Origin of the sequence: Natrinema sp. 1APR25-10V2 (assembly GCF_031626495.1) — an archaeon.
GTDB lineage: Archaea > Halobacteriota > Halobacteria > Halobacteriales > Natrialbaceae > Natrinema.
The window spans coordinates 574,478-599,360 of record NZ_JAMQOJ010000002.1 but is presented as its reverse complement, the minus strand read 5'-3'; the positions used below and the strand labels follow the sequence as shown (position 1 = coordinate 599,360).

The window sequence follows — 24,883 nt, the reverse complement described above, 5'->3', positions numbered from 1 at the left end:
GGCCGGTTCAGTCGCCGTCGCGGACCTGCGCTGCATCCGGGCCGAACTCCGAGGCGAGGAGGTCGGGAACGTCGGCCGGCGTGACGTCCGAATACCAGGTGTTCCGCGGCTGGATCGTAATCGCGGTGCCGTCCTCGCTACATAGCCCCAGACACGAGGTCGTGCTGACGGAAACCGCCGTCCAGAACGCGTTCCGGTCGCGCAGCCAGTCTTTGACCGCCGCGACCGTCTCCTCGGCACCGGCCGCACCGCAACTCGCGTGCTCGGAATCGCGGTCGTTCGTGCAGACGAAGACGTGGGCCGCGAGGCGTTCACGGTGCTGTTCTGTCCGCTCTCTCATGGACTGGTCAGCAGTTCGTCGTGCCGCTCGGCGGTCGACTGCACGCCGACTCGCCGCTGTAGCCAGCCGAAACAGCCGGCGACGAGCGCCCAGAGGGCGGCCTGACTCAGTACCGTCAGCCCGCGGAAGGCGGCCGCGAGCTCGGCCGGCATCGCCCCGACCGAAACGATCGTCGGCGCTGCGAGCGCGGCGACGGCCGCGAGCGCGACGATCGGGATCGTGGCCGTGACCACCCCGAGCGGGCGACTCCGGGGCGCGACGCGATCGTATCCGCGGATCGACGCCGCGGCGACGACCGCGCCGACTGCCATCATCCCGACGTAGATCGCGATGCGGAGCGTCGGTGTGTACGCCTGTTCGGCCCCCGGCGTCGTCGGTGGCAGGACGAGCCACGGGGCGACCGAGACGGTGAAGAAGCCTGCGGCGGCCAGTACGTAGGCCTTCGCGTTCCCGCGGCCGGGCAGGGCCGGCTCGAGGAAGTAGAAGGCCAGCGCGAAGATCCCGCCGAGCAGGATGCCCCAGAGCACACCGCCGCCGACGCTGACCGCGGCGGTCGTCGCCTCGTTGACGACGTGGCCGCCAGCGGCGTGGGCGTGTTCGCCGGCGTGGTGTCCTCCCGAGTCGCTCTCGGCGACGCCCTCCATGTAACCGATCAACGGGTTCGCGACGAAGGCCACGTAGGCTCCGTAGGCGAGCCCCGCGACCGAGCCGGCGAGGACGCCCCGCTCGAGGTAGTCGACGAGCATCAGTGACAGATGACGCCGGCCGCGTGCCGGAAGTTGTGCATAGAGTCGTGGGCCAGCGGTTCCTGCAGGAACAACAGCGTGAACGACAGCGCCGCGGCGAACGCGAAAACGGCCAGCAGTTGGCCGGTCGTGAGTTCGTCGCGCGCTGTCCCGATTCGATCGTGAACGGTCTCAGTCGTGGTCATGCAAGTCAGCTTTCTCTACTGAAACTCCGATTGTAAAACTACCGATCGGTCGGCAGCGGCGGCGAACTCGACTGGCGTCGACCGCGAGAGAGATACGAGGCTGGAATGTCACGAATATCCCGGACGAATACGTCGGAACCGGCGACTGCTGGCGGATAACGAAATCGTTTTCCTACGGCTAACGCTTGACTCGACCAACGGAGTCATGCATATCCAACGACGGTCACCCGGAGGGAGACGCCGTGGCGGTTGAACGCCTGCTCGTCCCGCTGACGGACACGGTGACCGTTCGGCAGACGGTCGGCTACGCCGTCCGGTCGGGCCTCGAGGCTGCCGACTCCCTCGAGTGCCATCTCGTCGTCGCGCTCCCCTACGACGCCGACGTCCCGGAGAGCGCGCGCTACCGCGAGGACGCAGCCGAGTTGCTCTCGCGGGCGCGAAACTGGGCCGAGGAAGACGCCGGCGACGCGGACGTGGCGATCGAGACGGCGACGATCGGGGCCGACGAGTACCTCTTCGGTCCGCGGGACTACGCCGAGACCTTCGACGCCTACGCGGACGAACACGGGATCGATCGCGTGATCATCGACCCCGAGTACCAGCCCGGCGTCTCCCCTCAACTGCTCCAGCCCCTCGAGCGCGAACTCGAGCGCATCGGGCTGGCTTACGACGAAGCGCCGGTCGAGCGATCGGCTCGACGCGGCCGGATCGTCGGCGGAACCGAGGATTTCGACCGGTTGTTCGCCACGTTCTGGATCTCCTACGGGTTCTATCTCGTCCTGGGTGATCCGACCTACTGGTTCGACCTCGTCACCGGCGCGGCGGTCGCCGCCATCGTCGCGGTCTCGCTCGCGCAGGTGACGTTCTCGGCCCCGCTGGACCGAGTCCAGTCGCCGATCCGGACCGTGCGGTTCGCTCTCTATATCCCGTATCTGCTCTGGGAGATCCTCAAAGCCAACATCGCGGTCTCGGCCGCGGTGTTGCGGCCGTCGATGCCGATCGAGCCGACGCTGACGCGGGTCAACGCTCGCGTTCGCAGCGGTCTGCCGCTGACCGCACTGGCGAACAGCATCACGCTCACCCCGGGGACGCTGACGGTCCGGGCCACCAATCAGGAGTTGCTGGTCCACACGCTGATCCCGGCCGCGCAGGAAGACCTGTTCGACGGCGGCCTGGAGCGGGGCATTCGCTTCGTCTTCTACGGTCGGGAATCGGCGGCGATCCCCTCGCCCGAGGAGCGCGACGAGGCCGAAGTTGTCGGGGGTGACGAGCTGTGACGCCGCCGCTCGAGGACGTCTTTCTCGCCGCGGCCGCGGCGTTCGTCGTCCTTGCGATCGTGCTGCTGTATCGTGCCGTCGTCGGTCCGACGACCCAGGATCGGCTGCTGGCAGTGAACGTCCTCGGGACGAATACCGTCGTCGTCCTCGCGCTGCTGACCGTGGCGCTCGACGAACCGTGGTTCCTCGATATCGCCCTGATCTACGCCCTCCTGAACTTCCTGATGTCGATCGCGATCTCGAAGTTCACGGTCGAACGAGGTGGCGTGCTGTGATCGAAGCCCTTCGCGTCTGGTCGGCCGTCGCCCTCGTCGCGCTCGGCGTCTTCTTCACGTTCATCGCGGCGGTCGGCGTCATCCGGCTCCCCGACGTCTACGCACGTGCACACACCGCCTCGCAGGCCGACACCCTCGGGGCCGGGTTTACCCTCGCCGGCGTCGCGCTGGCGCTGGGGTGGCAGCACGCGACGGCGTACACCGTCTTGCTGCTGTTTTTCGTCTTCGTCACGAACCCGACGGCCGCCCACGCGATCGCACGGTCGGCGGCCGAAACGGGCGTCGAGCCGCTGCTCGCCGACGACGGAAGCGGCTCGACTGGCGACGCGGAACCGGTCGACGCCGACGCGGAGCCGCGGGAACGCGACGCGGGAGGTGAGCCCCAGTGAGCGCCTTCGCGTACGCGCTCGCGTTTTTCGTCATCGCGACGGCGGTCGCGACCGCGCTGTTCCGCGACGTGCTGTCGGCGATCATCGTCTTCGGGGCCTACAGCCTCGGCATGGCGATCCTCTACACGTTCCTGCTGGCACCCGACGTGGCGATGACTGAGGCGGCGATCGGGGCCGGCGTCACGACGCTCCTGTTGCTGCTGACGATCGCACGGACGACGCGGCCCTCGACCGACGACATCAGAGAGCGGATCCACGTTCCGGGAGCCGTCGCCGTCGGCGCGTTCGTCCTCCTGCTCTGTACCGTCGTCTTGCCGGAGATGTACGCGGTCGGTCTCACGGACACGCCGGTCTGGTCGGACCCCGACGTGACCCAGCACTACATCCAAAAGACGTACAAACAGACCGGCGTCCAGAACGCCGTGACGGCCGTGTTGGCCGCCTATCGTGGCTTCGACACCTTCGGCGAGGCGGTCGTCGTCTTCGCCGCCGGTGTCTCGACGCTGCTCGTCCTGAAACGCGAGGTGTTCGCCTGAATGCCAGACCACTACGACGATACCTACACCGAGAGCCAGGTGATCATGACCGCCGTGAAGATCATCGCACCATTTACGCTCACGTACGGGCTGTTCATGACCTTCCACGGCGGTGACGCGCCCGGCGGCGGGTTCCAGGGCGGCACCATCGTCGGCGTCACGGTCCTCATGCTCGCCTTCGCCTTCGGGATCGAGCCGACCCGTCAGTGGCTGCGCAACTCCCTGCTCGTCGGCCTCGTCACCGGCGGCGTCGTCGCCTTCGGCGCGATCGGCCTCGCGATGATCGCACTCGGCGGGAACTTCCTCGAGTTCACCGTGCTCAAAGATGTCTTTCACGTCAAGCCGAAGTGGGGACTCGAGGCCATCGAGATCCTCGGCATCTCGCTGATCGTCTCGGGGACCATGATAACTCTCTTCTTCGCGATGGCCGCCGGGTTTACCCCCGACCGGCCCAGCGGGACCGGGGGCACGCGGCGGGCCAACGAGGGCCGCGAGCCGGCCGACCGGGAGGTGAGCGACGATGATTGAGTTCCTCTCGAACTACTACCTCTACGCACTGGTGTTCGCGGTGCTTGGCATCGGGATCTACATGGTGATCGCCAGCGAGAACCTCGTGAAGAAGCTGATCGGCGTCAACCTCTTCCAGACGGCCATCTTCCTGTTGTTCGTCGCGATGGCCTACATCGACGTCGAGGGCGCGTCTGCACCGGTCGTCCCCGCCGAGAAGAACCCCGGTGAACTCCTCGTCGCGAGCCCGCTGCCGCACGTCATCGTCCTCACCGCCATCGTCGTCGGCATCGCGCTGACGGCGGTCGGGCTGGCGCTGATCATTCGCATTTACGCGGAGTACGGTACCCTCCGCGAGGACACGCTTCGGGAGGTGCGTGCCGATGAGTAGCGTCGAGCTGATCCCCCCGCTGCTGATCGTCGTCCCGCTGCTGGCGGCCACGCTACCGATCGCGCTGGGACTGCGCTACGACCGGACGGGCTGGGGAGTCGCCGCGATCACGACGACCGGACTGTTCGCGGCCGCGGTCGCCCTCGCGAGCGTCGTCTACACCGACGGGCAAGTGACCCACAAACTGGGCGGCTACTCGCGACGGTACGGCATCCAGCTCGTCGCCGACGAGTTCTCGGCCCTGATCGCTCTGCTCGTGACGGCCGTCGCCGTCGGCGTCCTCGCCTACACGCGTCGCGGCGGTCCGCGCGGGAACACGTTCTACACCGCCTACCTGCTGCTGACCGGCGGATTGCTCGGGATCACGATGACCGGCGACGTGTTCAACCTCTTCGTCTTCCTCGAGATCACGAGCATCGCGACCTACGCGCTGGTCGCCAGCGGCGACGGCCCCGAATCGGCGGTCGCCGCCCTGCAGTACCTGATCCTGGGGACCGTCGCCGCCTCGATGTACCTGATCGGCGTGGCCTTCCTTCTCATGGCCACGGGGACGCTCAACATGCTCGAGCTCGCGACGCAGATCCCGGGTGCGGAACGGCCGCTGCTGATCCGAACCGGGTTCGGATTCATCGTAGTCGGTTTCGCCGTCAAGGTCGCCCAGTGGCCGCTGCATACCTGGCAGCCCAGCGCCTATCAGCAGACACCCGACGGCGTGACGCCGCTGATCGCCGCGCTCGTCTCGACGGCCTCCGCGTACGCCTTCGGCCGGCTGATCGTGACCGTCTTCGGCGTCGACTACCTGGCCGGGACCCAGAACGCCGCCGCGATCGTCCTCGTCGTCGGCTGCGTGAGCGTCCTCGCGGGCACCGTCCTCGCCGTGATCCAGACCCGGGTCAAACGGATGCTCGCCTACTCGTCGGTCTCGCAGTTCGGCCTCGTCATCGCCGCCTACGGCGTCGTCATCGCCGGTGGCTCCGAGACGGCGTTCGTCGGCGCCGCGATCCACCTCGTCGGCCACGGCCTGCTGAAAGCCGGCCTCTTCCTGTCGGCCGCGCTCGTCGCGACCAGCTACGACGCGCGGACCGTCGACGAGTACGCCGGCCTCGCGACGGAGCGGCCGGTCGTCGCCGGTTCGATGGCCGTCCTCCTGCTGGCGCTGGTCGGCGTCCCGCCGGGCGTCGGCTTCGTCGGCAAGTGGTACATCGCGCTGGGTGCCGTCCAGTCGGAGCTGTGGCCCGTCGCCGCCGTGATCTTCCTCAGTACTATGCTCACCCTCGCCTACGCCGCTCGCCTGCTCGAGAAGATGTACTTCACGCCGCCGATGGTCGAGACGCCCCGTCCGGGGGCCGCCGCGACCGACGGTGGAACGACCGACGCCGCCGCGATCCGCGGCGAGGGGTCGGCTGATGTCGTCTCGGTTGGCATGGTCGCGATCGTCGTGATCGCTGCGGTCGGCGCCGTCGCCCTCGGCTTTGCGGGTGGAACGTTCGCCGACTTGCTCGAGCCGTTCGTCACGGAGGTGTTCAACTGATGGTCGCAGATATTCGCCCGCTGGCCGCCGTTCTCGTCTCGGCGGTCGCGATCGTCCTGATCATCGCATCCCATCGCCGCCCGAACCTGCGGGAGGGGTGGTCCGTGCTGGCAGCCCTCGCGAAGTTCGGGATCGTCGTCAGCATGCTCCCCGCGGTCATGTCCGGCACCGTCTTCAAATGGAGCCTCGCGGAATCGACGGGGATCCAGTTCCTCGCGGGGATCGACTTCGCCCTGCGAGCCGATCCGCTGGGGATCTTCTTCGCCCTGCTCGCGAGCTTCCTCTGGATCTTCACGTCCTTTTACGCGACGGGCTACATGCGCGGGCTCGACGAGCACGCGCAGACGCGCTTCTTCGCGTCGTTCGCGGCCAGCCTCTCGGCCGCCGTCGGGATCGCCTTCGCGGCGAACCTCGTGACGATCTTCGTCTTCTACGAGCTACTGTCGCTGGTCACGTACCCGCTCGTCGCCCACAACGAGGACAGCGAGGCCCGCATCGCCGGCCGGAAGTACCTCACCTACACGTTCTTCGGCGGCGGGGTCTTCCTGCTGGCCGGCACCGTCATGATCTACTGGCTCACGAGCCTCGTCGGCGGGCCGACGCTCGCCTTCGAAGCCGGTGGCATGGACGCGCTGGCCGCGGCCGCACAGGTCGAGCCGATCTACGCGCAGACCGCGTTCTTCCTGCTCATCGCCGGCTTCGGCGTCAAGGCCGCGCTCATGCCGCTGCACTCCTGGCTCGCGGATGCGATGGTCGCGCCCACGCCCGTCTCCGGGCTGCTCCACGCCGTGGCGGTCGTCAAGTCCGGCGCGTTCGGCGTCGCACGAGTGATTCTCGAGGTCTACGGTCCCGGCCTGATCCACGACCTGCCCCTCGACGTGCCGGGAATCGGCGAGGTCGGGCTGAACATTCCCGTCGCGATCGTCGCCGCGTTCACGCTGACCGCGGCGAGCATCATCGCGATGCGGAAGGATCACCTCAAGCGCCGGCTCGCCTACTCGACGACGGCGCAGCTCTCCTACATCGTGCTCGGGCTCTCGATGCTGCATCCCTACGCGATGGTCGGGGCGCTGTTCCATATTCCCGCGCACGCGTTCGCGAAGCTCACGCTGTTCTTCTGTGCCGGCGCGATCCACGTCGAGACCCACACCGACTACATCAGCGAAATGGCCGGCATCGGGAAGCGAATGCCGCTGACGATGGCCGCGTTCACCGTCGGCGCGGCCGGCATGGCCGGCCTCCCGCCGATCGCCGGCTTCGTCAGCAAGTTCTACATGCTCATCGGGGCCGGCGCCATGGGCGGCGAGTACTGGCTGTTCGCGGGGGCGTTGCTGCTGTCGGCCGTCCTCAACATCGCCTACTTCTGGCCGATCGTCTACACCGCGTTCTTCGAGAGCGAAGACTACCACGACGCCAAACCCCTGCTCGAGTTCCCGAGCGGCGGCCTGTTCGAATCCTACGCGACGACCGCGGATGACGACGGCGTCGCGACTGACGGCGGCGAGACGGACCGCTCCGACGCGGCCGATGCGGCCGACGCTGCCGATTCGGACACCGCCGATACCGCGGCCGAAGACGACGACTACGAGTACGCCGTCGACAAGTACCCGAGCGATCACACGGTACCAGACGACGCCCACTCCGAGTCACAGGACGACCACGTCAGCTCCGTCGATCATCACGGCGACCACGACGACCATCTCACCGGCGGCCCGCCGGTCGCCGGCTGGCAGCGGCGCTCGCCGTTCACCGAGAGCACGTGGCTGATGCTCGCTCCGATCGCCGTCATCGCGACCGGCGCGGTCGTCCTCGGCGTCGTCCCTGATTACGCCGTTTTCCTCGAGCTGGCGACCGAGATCGTCGAGGGCGTCTTCGGGACGCCCTTCGGGGAGCTGGGGACTGTCCCGTTCGATGAGCTCGTGACGGAGGTGAGCGCGTGATGGAACTCGAGGTCCTCTCGCTGGCCTACCCGCCGCTTCTTGTCTTCGCAGCGGCGCTGCTCGTGCTCGTCCTGCCGCGGATCGCCGGCTTCACCGTCGGGGCGCTCAGTCTGGCGGCCGTCCTCGCCATTTCGCTGATCGCTCCCGAGGGCCAGCATCTGGCCGGCACCTTCCTCGGATTCGAGGTCGTCCCCTACTACGTCGACGAGTTCTCGCGGATGGTCGGGCTCGGCCTCGGCTTCCTCGGGATCTGTAGCGTGATCTACGCCTACTCGAGCGAGGCGAGTAATACGCTAGTCGCGCTCGCGCTGATCTACGTCTCGTCGTCGATCGGAGCGGCCTTCGCCGGGGACTGGCTCGTGCTCCTGTTCATGTGGGAGCTGATGGCCGTGACCAGCACGCTGGTGGTCTGGCAGTACGGCGGCGAGGCGGTCCGGGCCGGCTTCCGGTACGCGCTGTTCCACGGCACCGGCGGCGTGCTCGTGATGCTGGCGATTGCCGCCCACTACGTTCAGACCGGGACGTTCGTCTACACCGGGGCCGGCATCGCCGACGGGATTCCGGCGCTGCTCGCGGTGCTCGGCATGGGCGTCAATGTCGCCTTCATCGGCGTCCACACCTGGCTGCCGGACACCTATCCGCGGCCGCACTTCGCGGCGTCGGTGTTCCTCTCGGTGTACACGACGAAGACGAGCGCGTTCGTCCTCTATCGGGCGTTCCCCATCGACGCCGGGAGCGATCTGGGCATCTATATCGCCTACATGGGTGGCCTGATGGCCGTCTACGGCGCGACGTTCGCCCTGCTGCAACACGACATGCGGGCGCTGCTGTCGTATCACATTCAGGCCCAGCTCGGGTACATCGTCGCCGGGATCGGCATGGCCGCCGCGATGGGGTCCGAACTCGCCGCCGCCGGCGCCTTGAGCCACCTGTTCAACAACATCCTGTTCAAGAGTCTGCTGTTCATGGCCGTCGGCGTCGTCATCTACCGCACCGGCGAGGAGGACCTCTACGAGCTGGGCGGGCTCTGGCGCGAGATGCCCCTGACCGCGATCGGGTACGGACTGGGCGCGCTTTCGATCACCGCGATCCCCGGATTCAACGGCTACGTCAGCAAGGGGATGCTCTTCGACGCGGCCGATCCGGGCTACTACGGCCAGCCCGAGTATCAGGCGCTGTACTGGCTGCTCTGGCTCGGTGCGATCGGCACCCTCCTCTCCTTTATCAAGCTCGGCTACTACGTCTTCTTCCACGGCGAGAGCGACTACGAGGTCGCCGACGCCAGGCCCGGCCAGACCGTCGCGATGCTCGGGCTGGGCGGGGCCTGCCTCCTCTTCGGCGTCTGGTGGCAGGGGCTGGCCGACCTCGCGCCGACGCTGCACGGCCACGGTGGCCACTTCACGTTCTCCTACTACGGCGGTGAGGGCACGCTTCATCCCTACAGCCTGGGCCACCTCGAGACGGCGGGAATCCTGACGGGGGTCGCGGCCGTCGCGTTCGTGATCGTCAGAAAACCGCTCTCGAAACTCGACCTGGGCGACCCCGCGATGGTCGTCTATCCGGCGACCTACTACGTCAGCCGGTGGTCGATGCTCGCGGTCACCGAGACCTACGCCACCGTCGACGCCGCGGTCGTCGGAGCCGTCAAACGGTGCTACTGGATCGGGAACAATCCCGTTCTCGCGGCCGACGCGGCCGCGCGACGGCTCCCGCTGGTCGACGTCGACGAGCGCCGACCGACCGACGGCGGCCGTCCGTCGACGATCCACCTCCGGGCGGGCATCGGCACCACCGTCTTGCTGTTGACGGTCGTGCTGACCGTGATCCTGTGGCTGCTCGTGGTCTGAGTCGTCCGGATCGGTGAGCCCGTCGGTTACAATTCGATTCGGCGCGAACCTGTGATATGACGACGGGCGAGATCACGCTCTATATCGCGACGAGCGTCGACGGCTTCATCGCCGCGGAAGACGGCAGCGTCGCGTGGCTCGAGGAGTTCCAATCGACGGGCGAGGCCGACGGTGGTGAGGGAAGCTACGAGGCGTTCTTCGCCGACATCGAGGCGCTCGTCATGGGTGCGACGACGTACGAACAGGTCCGGTCTTTCGGTGAGTGGCCGTACGAGGACAGGCCGACGTACGTGCTCACCCGCAGTAACTATCCCCGCGCCACCGACGCCGTCGAGTTCGTCGAGGGCGAGATAGACGGTCTCGCCACGAGACTCGAACGCCGACACGATCGGATCTGGCTGGTCGGTGGCGCGCAAGTCGTCCGCGGGTTCTTGCGCGAAGGTCACGTAGACGAGTTGCGGTTGAGCCTCGTTCCGGTGCTCCTCGGACGTGGGATTTCGCTCTTCGGTGAGAGCGATCAGAGACGGGAGCTAGAACTGCTCGAGAACACGACGCACGAAACGGGGATCGTCGAACTTCGGTACGAGATCGGCGGCTGATCGATCGAACCGGTTCCGAAATCCCGGGATCGACTCCCGTTACTCCGAGTCCGACGAGTCGTCCCCCTCGCTCGGCTCGACATCGACGACCGGCGGCCGATCTGCGGGCACGACGATCGACTGCTCGAGAACTGACGCTCGAAGCGTCGCTTTCGACGTGGTCGCCTCCTGTCGGTACGGCTCGTCGGACTGCTGTCGACGGACGCCACGCGGGGTCAGATAGTCGCCGTCGACGTCGATCCCGGCCGCGTCACAGAGTCGGCGCAGCACCGACCGTGCGCCCTCCGTCGTGATCGCCGGCGGCGCGATCGACCGCTCGCGGGCGAGTTCCATCGCCGTCGCGTCCGCGAGCATGGCCTCGACCGTCTCGTCGTCGTACCCTCGCTCGCGCAGGACCGACCGCACTCGTGCGGCGATCGAGGGCGCGTGGCCGGTCGGGAACAGCGGCCAGTCGTTCGACGGTGGATCGAGGACGACCCGATACCGGCGCAGTGGGGTCCGTGCGCGAGCGGGTAGCGGCACGTCCTCGAGACGCTGTGATTTTCCGAGGACGCGAATCGTTCCCGTATAGAAATCGACGTCCTGCCAGGTCGCGCCGGTTCGCCGATCGTCGTCGGGTACACGGAACAGTTCCGCTCCGCGAACCGTCGAGTGGGCGAGGACGGCGACCATCGCGTACTCGCGGAGTCGGGCCCGTCGCTCGCGTGCTGTGTGCGTGCCAGCCTCGAGCGCCCGGTCGCGGACGTGACGCTCGAGTTCGCGGCGCTGCGTTGCCGTCCAGGCGTCGTTCGCCGGGCGGTCGTCGGCCGTCGGCAGCGCGGTTTCGGCCCGGTCGGTCGCGGCGGGATTGGCCTCGAGAATCCCGCCGTGGACGCACCACGAGAGGAACGCCCGGACCACCGCGTAGTAGGTGCCAGCGGTCGAGGCCGTATACTCCCCTCGCTCCGTCCGCTGGCGGAGCTCCTCGGCGTAGGCGCGCATGTGGACGACCTCGAGTGCGGCGATCGCCGTGAGGTCGTGGTCGTGCTCGAGCCACTCGGCCCACCGTCGGAGGATCGATTCGGCGTTCGAGGCGTACGTGCCCGCCCCCGAACCGTCGGGGTCGCCGACGGCCTTTCGCTGGAGGTAGGCATCGACGGCGTCCACGATCGCGACGTCTGTCACGGTGGGACCACCCCTTCGAGAACCGTGTCGGAAGCTGAGACGAATCGCTGCCGCTGCGGTCCGTCCAACTCGTTGCCGGGTCGCTCACGGCAGCCGCCACCACGGCCACCGCGGCCGGCACGAACCGAGAGGGTGACGCCACGATTCATCGCTCGGTCGATACTGTCTCACGGAACTAAATCCGTGTTTCGGTGTCACGGGGTCGGAAAAAACGCCAGTCGTATACGGCCCGCTATCGGCGGTCAGATAGCGACTCAGCGACTTACGCCGGAACGGACACCATGTGACAGACTGTCAACAGAGTTCGCTGCCGGAACTACTTCATCGACTGTCTCCGCCTCACGCGGGAAAACGGAAGTCCTCGTAGCTCCCAGGGGCTGTAGTTGCGAATGCCAAGATTGCTGAATGGGATTCAATCTCCATGATTTGCTCGGTACTGGGGTTCAGTGAGTATATCTGTATTATGGCAATTTTGAAGATATCGTTGTAACCGGGTCAATTCATGGGAGTGCCCGGGAACAGGCGAGTGAGGGTTTAACAGTAGATAGTAGCGCAGTTTCTTTATCCAGAATTAAACCTGAAACTGAACCAAGCGGTTCGGTCACTACACCTGTATATCTATCACTGTAGGATTAACTAATACTATATATAATTGCTTGACATAAATGGGGAGAATCGATCCCTTCGGAAGGACACGTTACACTCCGCCGCGTCGGCCGGTCGTCTGTGGGTATGGCGTTAGGCTAGCGCCACGGCCCACAAGCTCCCTTCAGCCTTTGAGTACGCCACCAGCGACGGCCACGAAACCCGCCGGACTGATTCGTACGGCGAAGGTTTCCATCGGCGATCTTCACTGTGAGGGTACCAGCACTGGAAGGTTCCCTGTCCGCCTTCGGAACGTCTGCCCACACACCTTCGATCGTGTTGCCGGTTCGCTCCCCCCAAAAGACGTGCGAGAAGCGCTCCGGATTGTTGGTACGCTCCCCGAACCACACGACGGTACCGTCGTGCGGAAGTTCTCGGATGTAATACGTTCCCGAATCGTCGGACTCCCAGAGCCCGGTCACGCCATGCCGCGCTCCGGAATGCCACGCCTCGAAGGCAGCGAGTTCTTCGCCGTAGGCGTTCGAATTTCGGAGGCCGAACTCCTTCTCACAGGTATCTCCGTCGCATTCGGTTATCGGCAGTGACGTGAGCACATCGTTGAGTCCGGGGCCGGCGGTTCGCTGCAGTTTCATCGATTCACGTCCTCTCGGCCGTATTTCGAAGGTATTAGTTTCCCCGGCACGATTCGCGCTGACCCCTTTGGGGACGTTGATCCACCGTCCTTTGATCTCGGATCCTTCCTTGCGGCCGCGGAACACATTGGCGAACTGAGGCACCTTACAGTCAATGCCGTCCACCTCCCGCTGAGCCGCTTCACCAAACCAGAGGACGAGTGGATCCCCGGCGACAAGGGAATCAACTTCCCGAATGTAATACAGACCGGCTTTATCCCCCGCAAATTCACCCGTGATCGATGGCAGAGCTGCGGACGCTGGGCCGTCGCGCACATAGTGGCTGACGTCGGTGAGCCGGTAGCCGTCGTTGGCGTACTTGTCGAACTTCGTCTGGTACTGCGAGGCCGTCAACCCGTGGTGGGCCCGCCAGGCCGGGCCGTCGCGTTTCTCCCAGATCCCCGCGTAGTAGGCCTGACCGTCGGCCTCAGTGGTGGCAGTCGCCGTTTCGGGCGCAAGCTTAATACCGGTGACACCGGCAACCGCGGCTCCAACCGTCTTCAGCAGCGACCGCCGCCCGAGTGCGGCGGCGGCCGCAGGGTGCTGGTCGGCCGTGGCTGCGGGCGGATCGGACTCGCCATGTGACAAGTCGGACATGTGACTGTCATTAGAGTCAGTTTCGTTGGTCGATTCGTTCGAGTGAGTCGCGTCGTCTGTCATATGATCACCTGGTATCCGGGCTACCGTCCGTGAGAGGATACCACTGCAGCGTAGGGTACTCCCCGCCGCATCGGTAGGTCGCCGTGGGGGTGATGTCATCTACAACATCTGCCGAGGACGGCACGTCATCGTCACTCGGTGACTTAGCAGTCGATTCACTGGTCGCATCGGTTGCGTTGTGTTCGGTCATCGAGGTTTCCTCGCAACTCCATGTAGACTCGTGCCGGCTTCCTCCGAAGAGACCCCCGCTCAATAGTACAACCGGCGGGTACGCTAGTGGACCTAGCTATCTAGCAGGAGCGCATCGGCTGCCGCTGTCCGACGACGATGGGTCTCGGACAGGGGAATACAAGAAGATCAAGGAGTTCGCTGCAGGGACGACGTCGTAGGCGTTTGAGGTTCGCCTCTGGCATTTTGGCTTCGCTGTATTGTTATAGGTTGATAGTGGACTTCCTCGTTCAGATTGGGCTCAATCGAGAGTTCAGACCGAAGCCGGTAACCACTGCTCAACGGTTCATAAGCTACGTTCAGCGGCAGTTGATGAGGCTAATATAGCCAATTCCCTTTCGGGTACACGTTTTTCCTGAGAGCTATCAGTATCCTGTGCCCTGATTTTCACCACGAATTCCGCGGTAGCGCCGGTTGTTCACGCTGCTGACTGATTTTCAGTACTGATCATCCGGTGAGCCGGGACAATCTCCGCGAAGACCGAGGAATCCCGTTCAGCAAAACCCCGGCATTCGCAACTACAGCAGGGGAATTTTGTATAGCATTATGAGATTTATTTGTTGGCCAGAGGAGGGATAGATCGTTCTGAGACGCCACTCCGCCGACGAGAGAAGCGGCGTGTCAGCCCCGATTTCGAAGCGTGGTCGGCGGCAGGAGGACCGTCGCCGGTCAACGGGCGGTCGAATCGTAGCCACCGCAAGAACCGTACTGAAACCGAGGGTCAGGACGGATCCTGGTGGCTGATCTTTTCGGCGGTCATCCCCGGCACCGGCGTCCCGCAGTCTTTGCACTTCCAGTTCGGCGTCGTCGTTGCGGGCTCTTTCTCGAGATCCTGCTTGAACTCGAGGCGTGCGCCACACTGACACTGGTACGTCGTGCGGGTCATACAGGAACTACTCCGACAGTGAGAGATAAACGGTTCGCCGACGGCTGTCGCTGTCGACCGATTCGGACGCACTGGCTCGAGCGGTGACGGCTTTCGCGTACACGGGGCCGGTTAGTGAGAGCGATTGCTCCGGCCACAGTATCGATAGCCGATCATCGGCGACCCGGCGAAGCTTCCCTGCCTCCCAAACGCCCGATCTAAGGCCCTCGACCCCTGGGTTTGTGCGTTCGTGGGCCATCGTTCTCAGCCAGCTGATCGTATACACACTGTTTTCGACCGATACCCTGGCTGAACGGGGAACCGATCTGGAGGTCGGACCACGGACGGAACATCGACTCGAAGGGCACGATCCAACCGACAAACACCGGTATCAAGGCGACCGAACGCGTCCGTCGATTATGGCCGAACGACACCGCGTCCCGATCGAGACGGACGCGACTGAAACCGCGTCGGCTCCGGAGGTCGCCGCCGTCCACCACGAAGCCGCCACCGACAGGTGGCTGTTCTTCTGTCACGGCCTGCGAAGCGACAAATCCGGTAGCTACGAGCACCGCTGTCAGCGCGCGGTCGAAGCGGGATACAACGCAGTCCGGTTCGACAGTCGTGGCTGTGGCGACGCGGACGGCGAGTTCGTCGACTCGACGCTCGAGGCGCGACTCGCCGACCTCCACGGCGTCGTCGATCACTTCGATCCAGGTGCGTACACCCTGTTTGGCTCGAGTTTCGGCGGGAAAGTCGCGCTCCACGCCGCCGCGAGGGACGATCGGGTTCGCGCGGTCGCGACGCGTGCGCCCGTGACGATCAACGAAGCGTTCGACGAGTATCGAGCGGTGATCGACCGCGACGGGGCGATGACGTTCGATACCGGTGAGCGGATCGACGGTCGATTCTTCGATGCGCTCGATCGGCATCCGTTCGACGAAGTCGTAGAGAACCTGACCGTCCCGGTCGCGATCTTCCACGGCGGCGACGACGAATCCGTAGATCCGACGGACAGCTTTGCGGCCGCTCGCCGACTCGAGACGGACGTTCTCGTCGAGCGGTTCGCGGGAGAAGGCCACCGGTTCTCGCGGGCCGGTGAGGAACGGCTGCTCGATCGGCTGTTCGGGTGGCTCGAGTGGGCGGAGACTCGTGGGTAAGAGCGGCTACTCGGAGCCAACGTCGTCGCCTGTTCGGTAGGAACGCCCGTTCGGAGTACGATAAACTGTATTTCGATATATAGAAATCCGGTATCCGAGCGAGCCCATCCCCCCTCTCAGTACGTCGTAGCGAGTTCGTGCGAAGAGCGAGCACCTCACGCCGCCGAGGGGGCCCCGAGGTCGTCGGTCACGGTCGCCAGAACGCGCTCGAATCGGTCGGTGACCTCGGCCGCGATGGACTCGAGGGCGGCATTGTCGGCCATGCCGACCAATCGCTGGGGGTCGACCGCACTTACCACGACGGTACCGTCGTCTGTCTCGTAAACGACGACGTTGCACGGCAGCAGTGCCCCGAGTTCGATTTCTTCCGACAGTCCGTCGTGTGCCAACCCTGGGTTACAGGCGCCGAGGATTCGGTACTGTCGAAACTCTTCGTCGAGTTTCCGCTCGAACGTCGCCTGTACGTCGATGTCACAGAGTACGCCGAACCCTTCGCTTTCAAGCGCCGCAATCGTGGTATCGACAGTTTCGTCGAAGCTGCCGGCCACGGACTCTTTCATTGTATAGTCCATACCAAACACTACTCTCGTAGTGGCCTTAACCGTGTGGTTTCAGTGTCCTGATCGTCGTCGGCTCGATCGAGTCCGATGCAATTCGGCGGAGGAATTTGAAAACCGGAGTCACGGGATATTTCTATCCGTTCCCGAAACGTCACAACCGGTTGTCGCGACGAAATGTGAAGCCCAAATCCATTGAACGTGCTCAAAATACTGGCGACCGGCTTCTTCGTCGCCCTCTACCGGCTCCACGGTTCCGGACCATCCGAGGGGGAACTGCCACGGCGACCATTCCCACGCAGCGGACTGATTCTACTCGAGCGCTGAACTGGACCGACCAGTCCGCCGCCGAATCGAGCTTTCGACCATCGTATTTTCTCGCTCAGAAAAATCGGACCGCTTTTCATAGTAATACCGGAACGAACAGCTATACCAGTGAGTGAGGAATCCGACCTGTCGACACTACTCGCAGTTCTCGACGACGAGTACGCGCGAGATATCCTCACACATACCAGCGTCGAACCCATGTCTGCTAGTACCCTGAGTGAACGGTGTGATGCCTCTCTCCCGACGATCTACCGACGGCTCGACCGTCTCGAGGAGTGTAACCTCGTCACCGAAGAGACGGAACTTGCACCGGACGGCAATCACTACAGCGTCTACAGCGCGAACCTCGATCGGCTCGAGCTCTCGCTCGAGGACGGCTCGTTTTCCCTCGACTTGACGTATCGCGAGGAAGACGTCGCCGACAAGTTCACTCGCATGTGGGAGGGGATGCGATGAGTCGGAACGTCGTCCGCCTCGATCAGGCGACGCTGTTCGAACTGCTGACCGTCGCGAGTCTCTTTCTCGTCGCGCTGTTCGGGACGATCATCGCCTATCAGGCCTATCGCGGCTACCGTCGCAACGACGCGCCGTCGATGCTCTATCTCGCGCTCGGACTCCTCTTGCTGACGCTGTGTCCGTTCGTACTCAACGTCGCCGTCACGACGCTACTCAGTCCGGAGCGGATCGTCATCGCACTGCTCGAGAACGTGAGTCGGCTGGTCGGACTGGTCGCGATCACCTATTCGCTGTACGGGCAGCATTGAAAGTCGACTCGCGACCGTGAGGGCCGAAGCGATGGGACGTGGACGAGTGGGATACCGATGCAGCTGGGGTCGGAACGGGGCACGTCCCTGTCGAGGGGGAGTGCAGGGACGTGCAGCGGGGCAGATGTCGCGACCCCTGAGATGATCGGCTGTCGGGAAGCACGGGGGATCGCCAAGGCGTGCGGGGAGTGGCCTTTCTCGTCCCCCGATCGTTCATTCCGGTAGGATTGTATTAGTTACAGTAGCGTGTTTTCTGAGTCAGAAAACTCGACTACCGCCGTCGACTCCCGGTCGGCCGCGTCCACAGGTTTCTTCGAGGCCCCCGTCCTGGATCCGCCATGGACTATCTCGCCGGGACCGATTCCGTTCACACGACGGCGGCGATCTGTGACTACCTCGACGATCGGGCGACCGGGGACGACACCGTCACTGTCGTCGCGGTCGCACCGTCCGACGACCCGACGACGCGACGCGACTGCGAGGAGGCGCTGAACGTCGCCCCCGTCAGGCTCGCGACCGTCGGCAACGTCGAGACCGAAGTTCGAGACGGAACGCCGGCCGACGAACTCCGGACGGCGGCGGCCGATGCCGATAGCGACGAAATCGTTATCGGAGCACACAGCGGCGACCCCGACGCGACACGCGAACCCGGGTCGACCGCGCGGACCCTCCTCGAGACGGCGACCCGCCCGGTCGTGGTCGTGCCGATTCCGGAACTGTAGGGCTCGAGAATACGGGGCGTCTCGCACTCGGCGGACAGGGGGCGGGACCGACGGAGACCGGCGGGCGATCAGAAGGGGAACAGCGAGTCGGCCTCGAGGTCCCGCTCGATGAGTTCGATCTCGTGGCCGTCCTGGTCTTTGGTGAAGGCGTACATGTCATCGCAGCTCTCGGGATCGCGGTAGTCGGCGGCCTCCCGAGTCAGGAGTTGCTCCCAGTCGTCGTGGAGGTCGTCGAGGCGGACGCAGAGGTGGCCCCAGGCGTCGCCCATGTCGTAGCTCCGGCCGTCGTAGTTGTAGGTGAGTTCGACGGACATGGCCTCGGGGGCGGCGTCTTCGGGTTCGACGAAGTAGTTCGCGAACGTGTCGGCCTCCCAGCGGCCGACCTCGTCGTACTCGAACTTGCGAGTCCAGAAGCCAAGCGCCTCGTCGGCGTCCTCGACGCGGATCATGGTGTGATCGAGCGACCACAGCGCGCCCTGATCGCGCTGGACGATCTCGATCTCGTGGCCGTCGGGGTCCTTGACGAACGCGTAGCGGCCGCCACAGGACTCTGGATCCCGATAGTCTTCGACACCCTCGTCCATCAGTTGCTGGTAGTAGTCCTCGAGTTCGCCCTCGGGAACGCGGACGGCGATGTGGCCCCAGGCATCGCCCACCTCTGGTTCCTCGCCCTCGTTGTGGGTGATCTCGAGCATCGCACCGTCCTCGTGCATCTCCTCGGGCCCGAGGTAGACGATGGTGAAGCCGTCGCCCTCGTAGCGGTCCTTCTCCTCGTACTCGAGGTGGGTCCCGTACCAGTCGAGTGATTCCTCGAGGTCGGCGACGCGGATCATCGTGTGGTCGAGCGTTCCGTCCATACGCGATGGATCGACTGCGCGCTCCAAAAGATTGGCGAAGGCGGCGGTCTAGCTGGTTCCCTCGGGCGAATCGGCGTCGCGATCCGCGAGGTCGGCGGTCGGCTCGGTCGGGGCCGGTTCGAGCCCCTTTCGATCGGCGTCGAGTCTCGAGAGGCCGACGACGAGGCCGACGAGCGCGACGACGCCCAGCGGGAGGAAGACGATCGGGGGGACGCCGAGGTAGCCGTTGAGCAGGTAACAGACCACGACGACGAGAAAAACGGTCAGGGCGTAAGGCAGTTGGGTGCGCACGTGGTCGATCAGGTCCGCACCGCTGAACGTCGCGGAGAGGACCGTCGTGTCGGAGATCGGCGAGGCGTGATCGCCGAAGATCGCACCGGAGAAGACGGCCCCGACGGCGACCGGGACGAGGTCGAACCCGCCGCCGAACTCGTAGGCGACCCGGATGGCGATGGGGGTGACGAGCCCCATCGTCGCCCACGACGACCCCATCGTGAACGCGACGAACGCGGCGGTAAACAGGATGAGAACGGGGAGCAACTCCGCCGTGAGATAGGGTTCTACCAGGCTGGCCACGTACCCGCCGGTTCCGAGCGTTTCGGCGACGCTGCTTATCGTCCACGCGAGCACGAGAATCGTCACCGCCGTCAGCATGATACCGAAGCCGTCGATGACGGTATCGACGCCGTCGCCGATATCGAAGAGCCCGTAGCCGAGTCCGATCGCGATCGCCGAGACCACCATGGCGAACGATCCCCAGGTAAGCGCCGACGCGAAGGCGCCCCCGCCGACGATGTCGATTAGCACCTGCGTGATCCCGACATCGTTCGCTGCGGCCCCCAGCGACGTCGGCGCGCCGGCTTCGGCCTGCGTCTCGAGCCACGACTGGTAGCCCGTCCAGAACGCGCTCCCGAGCGTCACCGCGATCAGGACGCCGACTGGCGCGAAGAACGTCCGGAGCATCGGCCGGTCGTCGATCGGTTTGCCCAGATCCTCCTCGACCTTCTGGAGCGGCTGTGCGTCCTCGCGGTTGACCGCCCCGGTCGTCCGCGCGCGGTGTTCGGCGTCGAGCATCTCGCCGTAATCCCGTCCGGTGTAGACCACGATGCCGACCATGACGATCGCCAGGATAGCGTAGGTGTTGTACGGAATCGACCCGAAGAACGTCGCGAACGCCGTCGGTGCCTCGCTCGCGACGCCCATATTCTCGTAGGCGCTACTGATCAGCGACAACTGGAACGCGACCCAGCTCGAGATGCCCAGCGTCGCGACGGGCGCGGCCGTCGAGTCGACGATGTACGCGAGCTTCTCGCGGGAGACCCGCAGCTCGTCGGAGATCTCCCGCATCGTGCTGCCGACGATCGCGGTGTTGGCGTAGTCGTCGAAGAACATCGCGATCCCCAGCAGCCACGTAGTTACGCCGACGGTCCGCTGGCTCTCGAGGCGGTTCATCGCCCACCGGCGGACGGCGATCGCGCCGCCGAGCCGCCAGATGAGCGCGACGCCGGAGCCCAGCAGGAGCGTGAAAACGAGTATCTGAACGTGAAAGCCGTCGTCGACGATGATCGCGCCCACGATCCAGTCGAAGGTCTGTGCGATGCCCAGGCTCTCGGTGTAGATGACCGCGCCCGACCAGATGCCCAGAAACAGCGAGAGCATCGGCCGGCGGGTCGCGATCGCGAGGACGATCGCTAGCACCGGCGGCACGAGCGAAAGGACCCCGAATTCAGACATATTTGGTCGGTGGCTAGAGGGCTAGATAACGCTATTGATTCCAGCATCGTCGGATAATAGTAACAATATTTGACAGCTATTCGCCCGTTCGAGACTGACGCTCGGACCGGTTCGAGCGACGATGGACTACCGCCGCAGAATCAGTTTCAGCACGTCCTCGTCCTCGAGGACGTGGTCCTTTCCGACCTGCTGCTGGTCGTGGGTCGCGCTGGGGCCGGTCACGCGGGCGAAGCGGAACCGCTCTTCCATCTCGCCGCCGAGTTTCTCGATGGCTTCGCCGACGGTCGCACCTTCCTCGATCACGAGCGGCTCTTCCCAGTCGACGCCGCGGCCGGGTTTCTCCATGTAGACCCGGATTAGACCGAGTCGCTCCCAGATGCGGTCTTTGAGCACGTCGAGGCCCTTCTCCTCTTCGGCGCTGATGAAGGTGACCTCCTCGGGGTCGAGATCGCGCTGGCGCAACTGCTCGTCGACCGTCTCCTTGTAGTCGGGCTCGATCAGGTCGACCTTGTTGACACAGGTGATCGAGGGGATGTACTCCCGGTTCTCCATCAGCCCGTCGACCAGCCGGTCGATGGTGACGTTCTCCTGGAGGTTGACGTCGGCGTTGACGTACCCCTGGTCGCGGATGACCTGCTTGATCGTGTCCTCGTCTAGGTCCTGCTCGGTGCTCGAGGTGATCTTGATGCCGTCTTTGATCTTCGGGCGGACCGTGACCTGCGGGGGCTCTTGATCGACGCGGATGTTGATGTCGTACAGCTCCTCCTGGAGCCGATCGTACTGCTCGATCTCGAACACCGAGAGCATGAAGATGATGAGGTCGGCGTTGCGAACGACCGCCAGCACCTGCTGACCGCCGCCTTTGCCCGCCGCCGCGCCCTCGATCAGCCCAGGGACGTCGAGCAGTTGGATGTTCGCACCGCGGTGGTGGAGCATCCCCGGGTTGACGTCGAGCGTCGTGAACTCGTAGGAGCCGGTCTCGCTCTCGGCGTTGGTCATCGAATTCAGCAGCGACGACTTGCCGACGCTCGGGAAGCCGACCAGCGCGACGGTCGCGTCGCCGTGTTTCTCGACGGAGTAGCCGCCACCGCCGCCCGAGCCGGACTGCTGGTTCTCCAGTTTCTCCTTTTTCTCCGCGAGCTTCGATTTCAGCCGGCCGATATGGGCCTCCGTGGACTTGTTGTAGGGCGTATTGGCGATTTCCTCTTCGATCTCCTCGATCTCGTCCTCGAGCCCCATTTGTCCGTACACAACCGGCCGCGCCGAAAAACCCTTTCGAGATACACGGTGGGGGATCGAACCCACCGGCGGCTCGGTGCGTTCGGCTCTCGCCGCCTTCGGCGAGACTCGAGCGCGTCGCGGTCTGCGTACGCACCCGGTCCCGTCATCCCATCGAACCGGACACTCGTTTCGTCGGTTCGGTTCGTATCGCAAACGTTCTGTTAGCTATACCCTTCTGTATCCCGGATGACATCGCATGCGACGGCGGGACTACATTACCACGGTGGGAAGCGGCGTAGGGGTGCTCGCGACGGTGGATCTCGGACGGGCGCAGTCGGAGCAGTTGGATCGCGTCTGTCCGGCGGACAGTACGACGGCCGTCCGGCCCGGGAACGAGGTAGTGTTCGAAGCGGCGGCGTCGTCGGCTGTCGACCCGTCGACGACCGACTGGCGAGTCGAGGGCGCGGGCGCGGCTGAGATCGCGGGGGGTGCTCCCTTCTGGAGTTACACGCATCGGACGGGAAACCCGGCCGCGTACGCGAGGTTCGACGACCCCGGCGTCTACCGGGTCGTCGCGACCGTCGGTGGGACGTCCATCGCCTGGCGGGTCGCGGTCACCGAGGACGCACCGGCGGCACCGAGCGGGACGCTAACCCCCGATCCCGGTCCGGGTACTACAATCACCACTCGCGAGGAGATCACGGTGACCGCGACGGCCAGGGACGACGCCGGCGCTCTCGAGCGGATCGTCTGGCAGGAAGGGCGCAACGCGACGTACGTCGACACGACCGACATGTCGGGGTCGGACGCGACGGTCACGTATACGGTGTCCGCGGGGAACGCGATCTGGTTCATCGGCGGCTATCCGATGATGGCGTGGCTGATCTGCAACGACGGGCGGGTCTCCGTCGCCCGCACCGACGGGCCGTCGATCGACGCGTTCCAGAACGTCAGGATCATCGGCACGAACGCGCCGGTCCGCGCAGGCGAGACGCTCGTCGTCGAAGCCGAGATGGACGTCGAGGGGAGCTCCACCTACCACGCGTTGGTCGACGTCGAAACGGATCTCATCGTCGGCCACGACCCGACACAGGTCGACAGCGAGACGGTCGAGGTGTTCGCGGGACAGACCGAGACCGTCCGACTCGAGTTCACCACGGCCACGGTCCGCAACACACAGACGTTCCCCGTCCGCGTCGAGACCCGACACGCCGCCTCGGAGACCGACGTGACCGTCGTCGGGACCGAGGACGCCGACGCCCACGGGAACCTCGCGGTGACCGGCCTCGAGACGAACGCGCCCGTGACTGGCGGCCAGCGCCTCGCGGTGACCGCGACGCTCTCGAACACGGGCGAGGGACCGGCTAGCCGCGAGGTCGAACTCGTGGTCGGCCACGATCCGACGACCGTCGATACGCGGCGGGTGACCGTGGGCGCAGGCGAGTCGACGAGGATCACGCTGGGCTACGAGACCTATCCCGTGCGAAACGACGACGAGTTCCCGGTCCGGGTCCGGACGGGCGACGATTCCGCCTCGCGGTCGGTGCTCGTCTACGGGCGCGACGGCGACGGCGGCGACGGTGATACCGGGACGGCCTCGTTCGCGGTGTCGATCACCGGCACGAACGCGCCGGTGACCGGCGGGCAGCGGCTCACCGCGAACGCCGTCGTCGAGAACGCGGGCGACGCCGCGGGTTCCCACAGGATCGAACTGGTCGTCGGCAGCACGCCCGAGGTAGTCGATTCGACGACCGTGTCTCTCGGCCCGGGCGAGTCCACGTCGATATCGCTGGGCTACGAGACCTATCCCGTGCGAAACGACGACACGTTCCCGGTGACGGTGCGGTCGCCTCATTCGAGCGACACGCGGACGGTGACCGTTCACGGCACGGGCTGAACCCGGATCGCGAATCGGTGAACGGGACCGCGTTACCGCCCGTGGCTCTGCTCCTCCTCGAGCCCGTCGTCCGTCCGGCGCGCGTCGAACGGTCCGACTCGAGCGATTGCACGGCGTGAGTCGCGGGACGGACGTATTTCGTTAATTCGTCTGTACATCGCCGGTCTGGAACGGCCCGACGCAGATCCCTACGAAATCGATACGTTCTCTGACGGTCACACGTGATACGGGCCGGATACGGCCTGACCCGAATTTCTTTGGAGGATAATTCAAGCGGGATGCTACTGAAGCGTGTCACATGGCGACAAACGATACCGGGCCGACGCGGACGGAGTCGAAGCGGTTCCTCGTGCAGTGCGACGGGTGTTCGTTCGAACAGTCGGCTAACGGGCGGGACGAAGCGACGGAAGTCGGTACCGACCATCGACAGGAAACGGGACACGAACTCGTCGCCGTCGAGCTGCCGCCGTCGGTAGACTCCGTGTGAGTTATTTCCCTCGATTACTCCGTAACCGAGCTACGTTCGGCCCTCGTCGACCGAGATGCGACTCGCTGCTTTCCGATCCGGAGAGCGATTTCGGTCGTCCCATCGCCCTATTACCAATACCAACTGGACTTCGACACACATAAACGACGGGCGAGGGATCGGTTACGCATGCCAGACGCGTCGCAGCTGCGTGACAGCACCCAGATCGTCCTCTCGCGGGAGCTTCTCGAGGGGCTGGAGCCGCGGCTCGACGACGAGTTCACCGTTTCCATCGTTTCGGAGGGGGACGACCGCTGCCGGATCATCGGCAGCCCCGTCGAGATCAAAGAAGCGAGTCAGTTCCTCGCCCGCAATGGGATCAGCGTTCGCTGAGCCGGAACGCGTTCCGAACGCCCGGCAC

Annotated in this window: 27 protein-coding genes; 17 read left to right on the top strand and 10 right to left on the bottom strand. The window is 65.1% G+C overall.

Annotated elements, in window-relative coordinates; all coding sequences use genetic code 11:
• Nucleotides 1-7: 7 nt before the first annotated feature.
• The 3 genes from NDO75_RS08805 to NDO75_RS08795 are packed head-to-tail and all read right to left on the bottom strand — an operon-like array spanning nucleotide 8 to nucleotide 1,271.
• Nucleotides 8-340 (bottom strand): (2Fe-2S) ferredoxin domain-containing protein, encoded by a 333-nt coding sequence (locus NDO75_RS08805; RefSeq protein ID WP_310905777.1) that lies wholly within the window; start codon nucleotides 338-340, stop codon nucleotides 8-10.
• Nucleotides 337-1,086: a CbtA family protein gene (locus tag NDO75_RS08800; RefSeq protein WP_310905776.1), complete on the bottom strand. Its 750-nt coding sequence runs from the start codon at nucleotides 1,084-1,086 to the stop codon at nucleotides 337-339. The genes NDO75_RS08805 and NDO75_RS08800 overlap by 4 nt, the downstream gene beginning before the upstream one ends.
• Entirely contained in the window at nucleotides 1,086-1,271 is a 186-nt protein-coding gene (locus NDO75_RS08795; protein ID WP_310905775.1) for a CbtB domain-containing protein, read from the bottom strand. Before NDO75_RS08795 ends, NDO75_RS08800 begins: the two co-directional genes overlap by 1 nt.
• A gap of 242 nt (nucleotides 1,272-1,513) precedes the next feature.
• Between NDO75_RS08795 and NDO75_RS08790 the strand changes: the two genes are divergently transcribed.
• From NDO75_RS08790 to NDO75_RS08745, 10 genes are read left to right on the top strand one after another with little or no spacing between them, the layout of a single operon-like run.
• Nucleotides 1,514-2,548: a monovalent cation/H+ antiporter subunit E gene (locus NDO75_RS08790; protein ID WP_310905774.1), complete on the top strand. Its 1,035-nt coding sequence runs from the start codon at nucleotides 1,514-1,516 to the stop codon at nucleotides 2,546-2,548.
• The gene (locus NDO75_RS08785) at nucleotides 2,545-2,823 is read left to right on the top strand and encodes a cation:proton antiporter (RefSeq protein ID WP_310905773.1); all 279 of its coding nucleotides are present in this window, start codon (nucleotides 2,545-2,547) and stop codon (nucleotides 2,821-2,823) included. The genes NDO75_RS08790 and NDO75_RS08785 overlap by 4 nt, the downstream gene beginning before the upstream one ends.
• Nucleotides 2,820-3,212 carry a monovalent cation/H(+) antiporter subunit G gene (gene mnhG, locus NDO75_RS08780; RefSeq protein WP_310905772.1) on the top strand — a complete coding sequence of 131 codons (393 nt, stop codon included), beginning with the start codon at nucleotides 2,820-2,822 and terminating at the stop codon, nucleotides 3,210-3,212. The genes NDO75_RS08785 and mnhG overlap by 4 nt, the downstream gene beginning before the upstream one ends.
• Nucleotides 3,209-3,748: a DUF4040 domain-containing protein gene (locus NDO75_RS08775; RefSeq protein ID WP_310905771.1), complete on the top strand. Its 540-nt coding sequence runs from the start codon at nucleotides 3,209-3,211 to the stop codon at nucleotides 3,746-3,748. The genes mnhG and NDO75_RS08775 overlap by 4 nt, the downstream gene beginning before the upstream one ends.
• Nucleotides 3,749-4,276 carry an MnhB domain-containing protein gene (locus NDO75_RS08770; RefSeq protein ID WP_310905770.1) on the top strand — a complete coding sequence of 176 codons (528 nt, stop codon included), beginning with the start codon at nucleotides 3,749-3,751 and terminating at the stop codon, nucleotides 4,274-4,276.
• Nucleotides 4,269-4,646 (top strand): cation:proton antiporter subunit C, encoded by a 378-nt coding sequence (locus tag NDO75_RS08765; protein WP_310905769.1) that lies wholly within the window; start codon nucleotides 4,269-4,271, stop codon nucleotides 4,644-4,646. The genes NDO75_RS08770 and NDO75_RS08765 overlap by 8 nt, the downstream gene beginning before the upstream one ends.
• Entirely contained in the window at nucleotides 4,639-6,177 is a 1,539-nt protein-coding gene (locus NDO75_RS08760; RefSeq protein ID WP_310905768.1) for a proton-conducting transporter membrane subunit, read from the top strand. Before NDO75_RS08765 ends, NDO75_RS08760 begins: the two co-directional genes overlap by 8 nt.
• Entirely contained in the window at nucleotides 6,177-8,117 is a 1,941-nt protein-coding gene (locus tag NDO75_RS08755; protein ID WP_310905767.1) for a proton-conducting transporter membrane subunit, read from the top strand. The genes NDO75_RS08760 and NDO75_RS08755 overlap by 1 nt, the downstream gene beginning before the upstream one ends.
• Nucleotides 8,117-9,964, top strand: a complete 1,848-nt coding sequence (locus NDO75_RS08750) for a Na(+)/H(+) antiporter subunit D (protein ID WP_310905766.1) — start codon at nucleotides 8,117-8,119, stop codon at nucleotides 9,962-9,964. The genes NDO75_RS08755 and NDO75_RS08750 overlap by 1 nt, the downstream gene beginning before the upstream one ends.
• Nucleotides 9,965-10,020: 56 nt before the next feature.
• A complete protein-coding gene (locus tag NDO75_RS08745; protein ID WP_310905765.1) occupies nucleotides 10,021-10,563 on the top strand; it encodes a dihydrofolate reductase family protein in 543 nt (180 codons plus the stop codon).
• A gap of 39 nt (nucleotides 10,564-10,602) precedes the next feature.
• On the opposite strand, the gene NDO75_RS08740 is transcribed toward NDO75_RS08745, so the two are convergent.
• From NDO75_RS08740 to NDO75_RS08730, 3 genes are all read right to left on the bottom strand, one after another.
• On the bottom strand, nucleotides 10,603-11,727 hold the full coding sequence (locus tag NDO75_RS08740) for a recombinase XerD (protein ID WP_310905764.1): 1,125 nt from the start codon (nucleotides 11,725-11,727) through the stop codon (nucleotides 10,603-10,605).
• Nucleotides 11,728-12,470: 743 nt separating this feature from the next.
• Nucleotides 12,471-13,664, bottom strand: a complete 1,194-nt coding sequence (locus NDO75_RS08735; protein WP_310905763.1) for a hypothetical protein — start codon at nucleotides 13,662-13,664, stop codon at nucleotides 12,471-12,473.
• Nucleotides 13,665-14,613: 949 nt separating this feature from the next.
• Entirely contained in the window at nucleotides 14,614-14,778 is a 165-nt protein-coding gene (locus tag NDO75_RS08730; protein WP_310905762.1) for a hypothetical protein, read from the bottom strand.
• A 398-nt stretch (nucleotides 14,779-15,176) separates the two neighbouring features.
• Here NDO75_RS08730 and NDO75_RS08725 point away from each other — a divergent pair, with 398 nt between their 5' ends.
• A complete protein-coding gene (locus NDO75_RS08725) occupies nucleotides 15,177-15,917 on the top strand; it encodes an alpha/beta fold hydrolase (protein WP_310905761.1) in 741 nt (246 codons plus the stop codon).
• A 155-nt stretch (nucleotides 15,918-16,072) separates the two neighbouring features.
• Here NDO75_RS08725 and NDO75_RS08720 read toward each other — a convergent pair whose 3' ends face one another.
• Entirely contained in the window at nucleotides 16,073-16,489 is a 417-nt protein-coding gene (locus NDO75_RS08720; RefSeq protein WP_310905760.1) for a DUF302 domain-containing protein, read from the bottom strand.
• A gap of 420 nt (nucleotides 16,490-16,909) precedes the next feature.
• Here NDO75_RS08720 and NDO75_RS08715 point away from each other — a divergent pair, with 420 nt between their 5' ends.
• From NDO75_RS08715 to NDO75_RS08705, 3 genes are all read left to right on the top strand, one after another.
• Entirely contained in the window at nucleotides 16,910-17,257 is a 348-nt protein-coding gene (locus NDO75_RS08715; RefSeq protein WP_310905759.1) for a winged helix-turn-helix domain-containing protein, read from the top strand.
• A complete protein-coding gene (locus tag NDO75_RS08710; protein ID WP_310905758.1) occupies nucleotides 17,254-17,565 on the top strand; it encodes a hypothetical protein in 312 nt (103 codons plus the stop codon). The genes NDO75_RS08715 and NDO75_RS08710 overlap by 4 nt, the downstream gene beginning before the upstream one ends.
• A gap of 338 nt (nucleotides 17,566-17,903) precedes the next feature.
• Entirely contained in the window at nucleotides 17,904-18,287 is a 384-nt protein-coding gene (locus tag NDO75_RS08705) for a universal stress protein (protein ID WP_310905757.1), read from the top strand.
• A gap of 68 nt (nucleotides 18,288-18,355) precedes the next feature.
• On the opposite strand, the gene NDO75_RS08700 is transcribed toward NDO75_RS08705, so the two are convergent.
• The 3 genes from NDO75_RS08700 to NDO75_RS08690 form a co-directional block, all read right to left on the bottom strand.
• Nucleotides 18,356-19,144, bottom strand: coding sequence for a VOC family protein (locus NDO75_RS08700; protein WP_310905756.1), 789 nt, complete (start codon nucleotides 19,142-19,144; stop codon nucleotides 18,356-18,358).
• A gap of 48 nt (nucleotides 19,145-19,192) precedes the next feature.
• Nucleotides 19,193-20,878 (bottom strand): Na+/H+ antiporter NhaC family protein, encoded by a 1,686-nt coding sequence (locus tag NDO75_RS08695; protein WP_310905755.1) that lies wholly within the window; start codon nucleotides 20,876-20,878, stop codon nucleotides 19,193-19,195.
• Between the two features lie 126 nt (nucleotides 20,879-21,004).
• Nucleotides 21,005-22,117 carry a GTPase gene (locus NDO75_RS08690; RefSeq protein WP_310905754.1) on the bottom strand — a complete coding sequence of 371 codons (1,113 nt, stop codon included), beginning with the start codon at nucleotides 22,115-22,117 and terminating at the stop codon, nucleotides 21,005-21,007.
• A gap of 238 nt (nucleotides 22,118-22,355) precedes the next feature.
• Between NDO75_RS08690 and NDO75_RS08685 the strand changes: the two genes are divergently transcribed.
• The 3 genes from NDO75_RS08685 to NDO75_RS08675 all read left to right on the top strand — a co-directional run bounded on the left by NDO75_RS08685 (nucleotide 22,356) and on the right by NDO75_RS08675 (nucleotide 24,855).
• The gene (locus NDO75_RS08685; protein WP_310905753.1) at nucleotides 22,356-23,996 is read left to right on the top strand and encodes a hypothetical protein; all 1,641 of its coding nucleotides are present in this window, start codon (nucleotides 22,356-22,358) and stop codon (nucleotides 23,994-23,996) included.
• 298 nt (nucleotides 23,997-24,294) lie between these two features.
• Nucleotides 24,295-24,483, top strand: a complete 189-nt coding sequence (locus NDO75_RS08680) for a hypothetical protein (protein ID WP_310905752.1) — start codon at nucleotides 24,295-24,297, stop codon at nucleotides 24,481-24,483.
• Between the two features lie 168 nt (nucleotides 24,484-24,651).
• Entirely contained in the window at nucleotides 24,652-24,855 is a 204-nt protein-coding gene (locus NDO75_RS08675; RefSeq protein ID WP_310905751.1) for a hypothetical protein, read from the top strand.
• Nucleotides 24,856-24,883 lie beyond the last annotated feature (28 nt).

What these genes read in the sequence shown, in the direction of transcription:
- NDO75_RS08805 (WP_310905777.1), bottom strand. Translation starts at nt 340, where the DNA reads ATGAGAGAGCGGACAGAACAGCACCGTGAACGCCTCGCGGCCCACGTC.
- NDO75_RS08800 (WP_310905776.1), bottom strand. Translation starts at nt 1,086, where the DNA reads ATGCTCGTCGACTACCTCGAGCGGGGCGTCCTCGCCGGCTCGGTCGCG.
- NDO75_RS08795 (WP_310905775.1), bottom strand. Translation starts at nt 1,271, where the DNA reads ATGACCACGACTGAGACCGTTCACGATCGAATCGGGACAGCGCGCGAC.
- NDO75_RS08770 (WP_310905770.1), top strand. Translation starts at nt 3,749, where the DNA reads ATGCCAGACCACTACGACGATACCTACACCGAGAGCCAGGTGATCATG.
- NDO75_RS08765 (WP_310905769.1), top strand. Translation starts at nt 4,269, where the DNA reads ATGATTGAGTTCCTCTCGAACTACTACCTCTACGCACTGGTGTTCGCG.
- NDO75_RS08760 (WP_310905768.1), top strand. Translation starts at nt 4,639, where the DNA reads ATGAGTAGCGTCGAGCTGATCCCCCCGCTGCTGATCGTCGTCCCGCTG.
- NDO75_RS08755 (WP_310905767.1), top strand. Translation starts at nt 6,177, where the DNA reads ATGGTCGCAGATATTCGCCCGCTGGCCGCCGTTCTCGTCTCGGCGGTC.
- NDO75_RS08750 (WP_310905766.1), top strand. Translation starts at nt 8,117, where the DNA reads ATGGAACTCGAGGTCCTCTCGCTGGCCTACCCGCCGCTTCTTGTCTTC.
- NDO75_RS08745 (WP_310905765.1), top strand. Translation starts at nt 10,021, where the DNA reads ATGACGACGGGCGAGATCACGCTCTATATCGCGACGAGCGTCGACGGC.
- NDO75_RS08735 (WP_310905763.1), bottom strand. Translation starts at nt 13,664, where the DNA reads ATGACAGACGACGCGACTCACTCGAACGAATCGACCAACGAAACTGAC.
- NDO75_RS08730 (WP_310905762.1), bottom strand. Translation starts at nt 14,778, where the DNA reads ATGACCCGCACGACGTACCAGTGTCAGTGTGGCGCACGCCTCGAGTTC.
- NDO75_RS08725 (WP_310905761.1), top strand. Translation starts at nt 15,177, where the DNA reads ATGGCCGAACGACACCGCGTCCCGATCGAGACGGACGCGACTGAAACC.
- NDO75_RS08720 (WP_310905760.1), bottom strand. Translation starts at nt 16,489, where the DNA reads ATGGACTATACAATGAAAGAGTCCGTGGCCGGCAGCTTCGACGAAACT.
- NDO75_RS08710 (WP_310905758.1), top strand. Translation starts at nt 17,254, where the DNA reads ATGAGTCGGAACGTCGTCCGCCTCGATCAGGCGACGCTGTTCGAACTG.
- NDO75_RS08705 (WP_310905757.1), top strand. Translation starts at nt 17,904, where the DNA reads ATGGACTATCTCGCCGGGACCGATTCCGTTCACACGACGGCGGCGATC.
- NDO75_RS08700 (WP_310905756.1), bottom strand. Translation starts at nt 19,144, where the DNA reads ATGGACGGAACGCTCGACCACACGATGATCCGCGTCGCCGACCTCGAG.
- NDO75_RS08695 (WP_310905755.1), bottom strand. Translation starts at nt 20,878, where the DNA reads ATGTCTGAATTCGGGGTCCTTTCGCTCGTGCCGCCGGTGCTAGCGATC.
- NDO75_RS08690 (WP_310905754.1), bottom strand. Translation starts at nt 22,117, where the DNA reads ATGGGGCTCGAGGACGAGATCGAGGAGATCGAAGAGGAAATCGCCAAT.
- NDO75_RS08685 (WP_310905753.1), top strand. Translation starts at nt 22,356, where the DNA reads ATGCGACGGCGGGACTACATTACCACGGTGGGAAGCGGCGTAGGGGTG.
- NDO75_RS08680 (WP_310905752.1), top strand. Translation starts at nt 24,295, where the DNA reads ATGGCGACAAACGATACCGGGCCGACGCGGACGGAGTCGAAGCGGTTC.
- NDO75_RS08675 (WP_310905751.1), top strand. Translation starts at nt 24,652, where the DNA reads ATGCCAGACGCGTCGCAGCTGCGTGACAGCACCCAGATCGTCCTCTCG.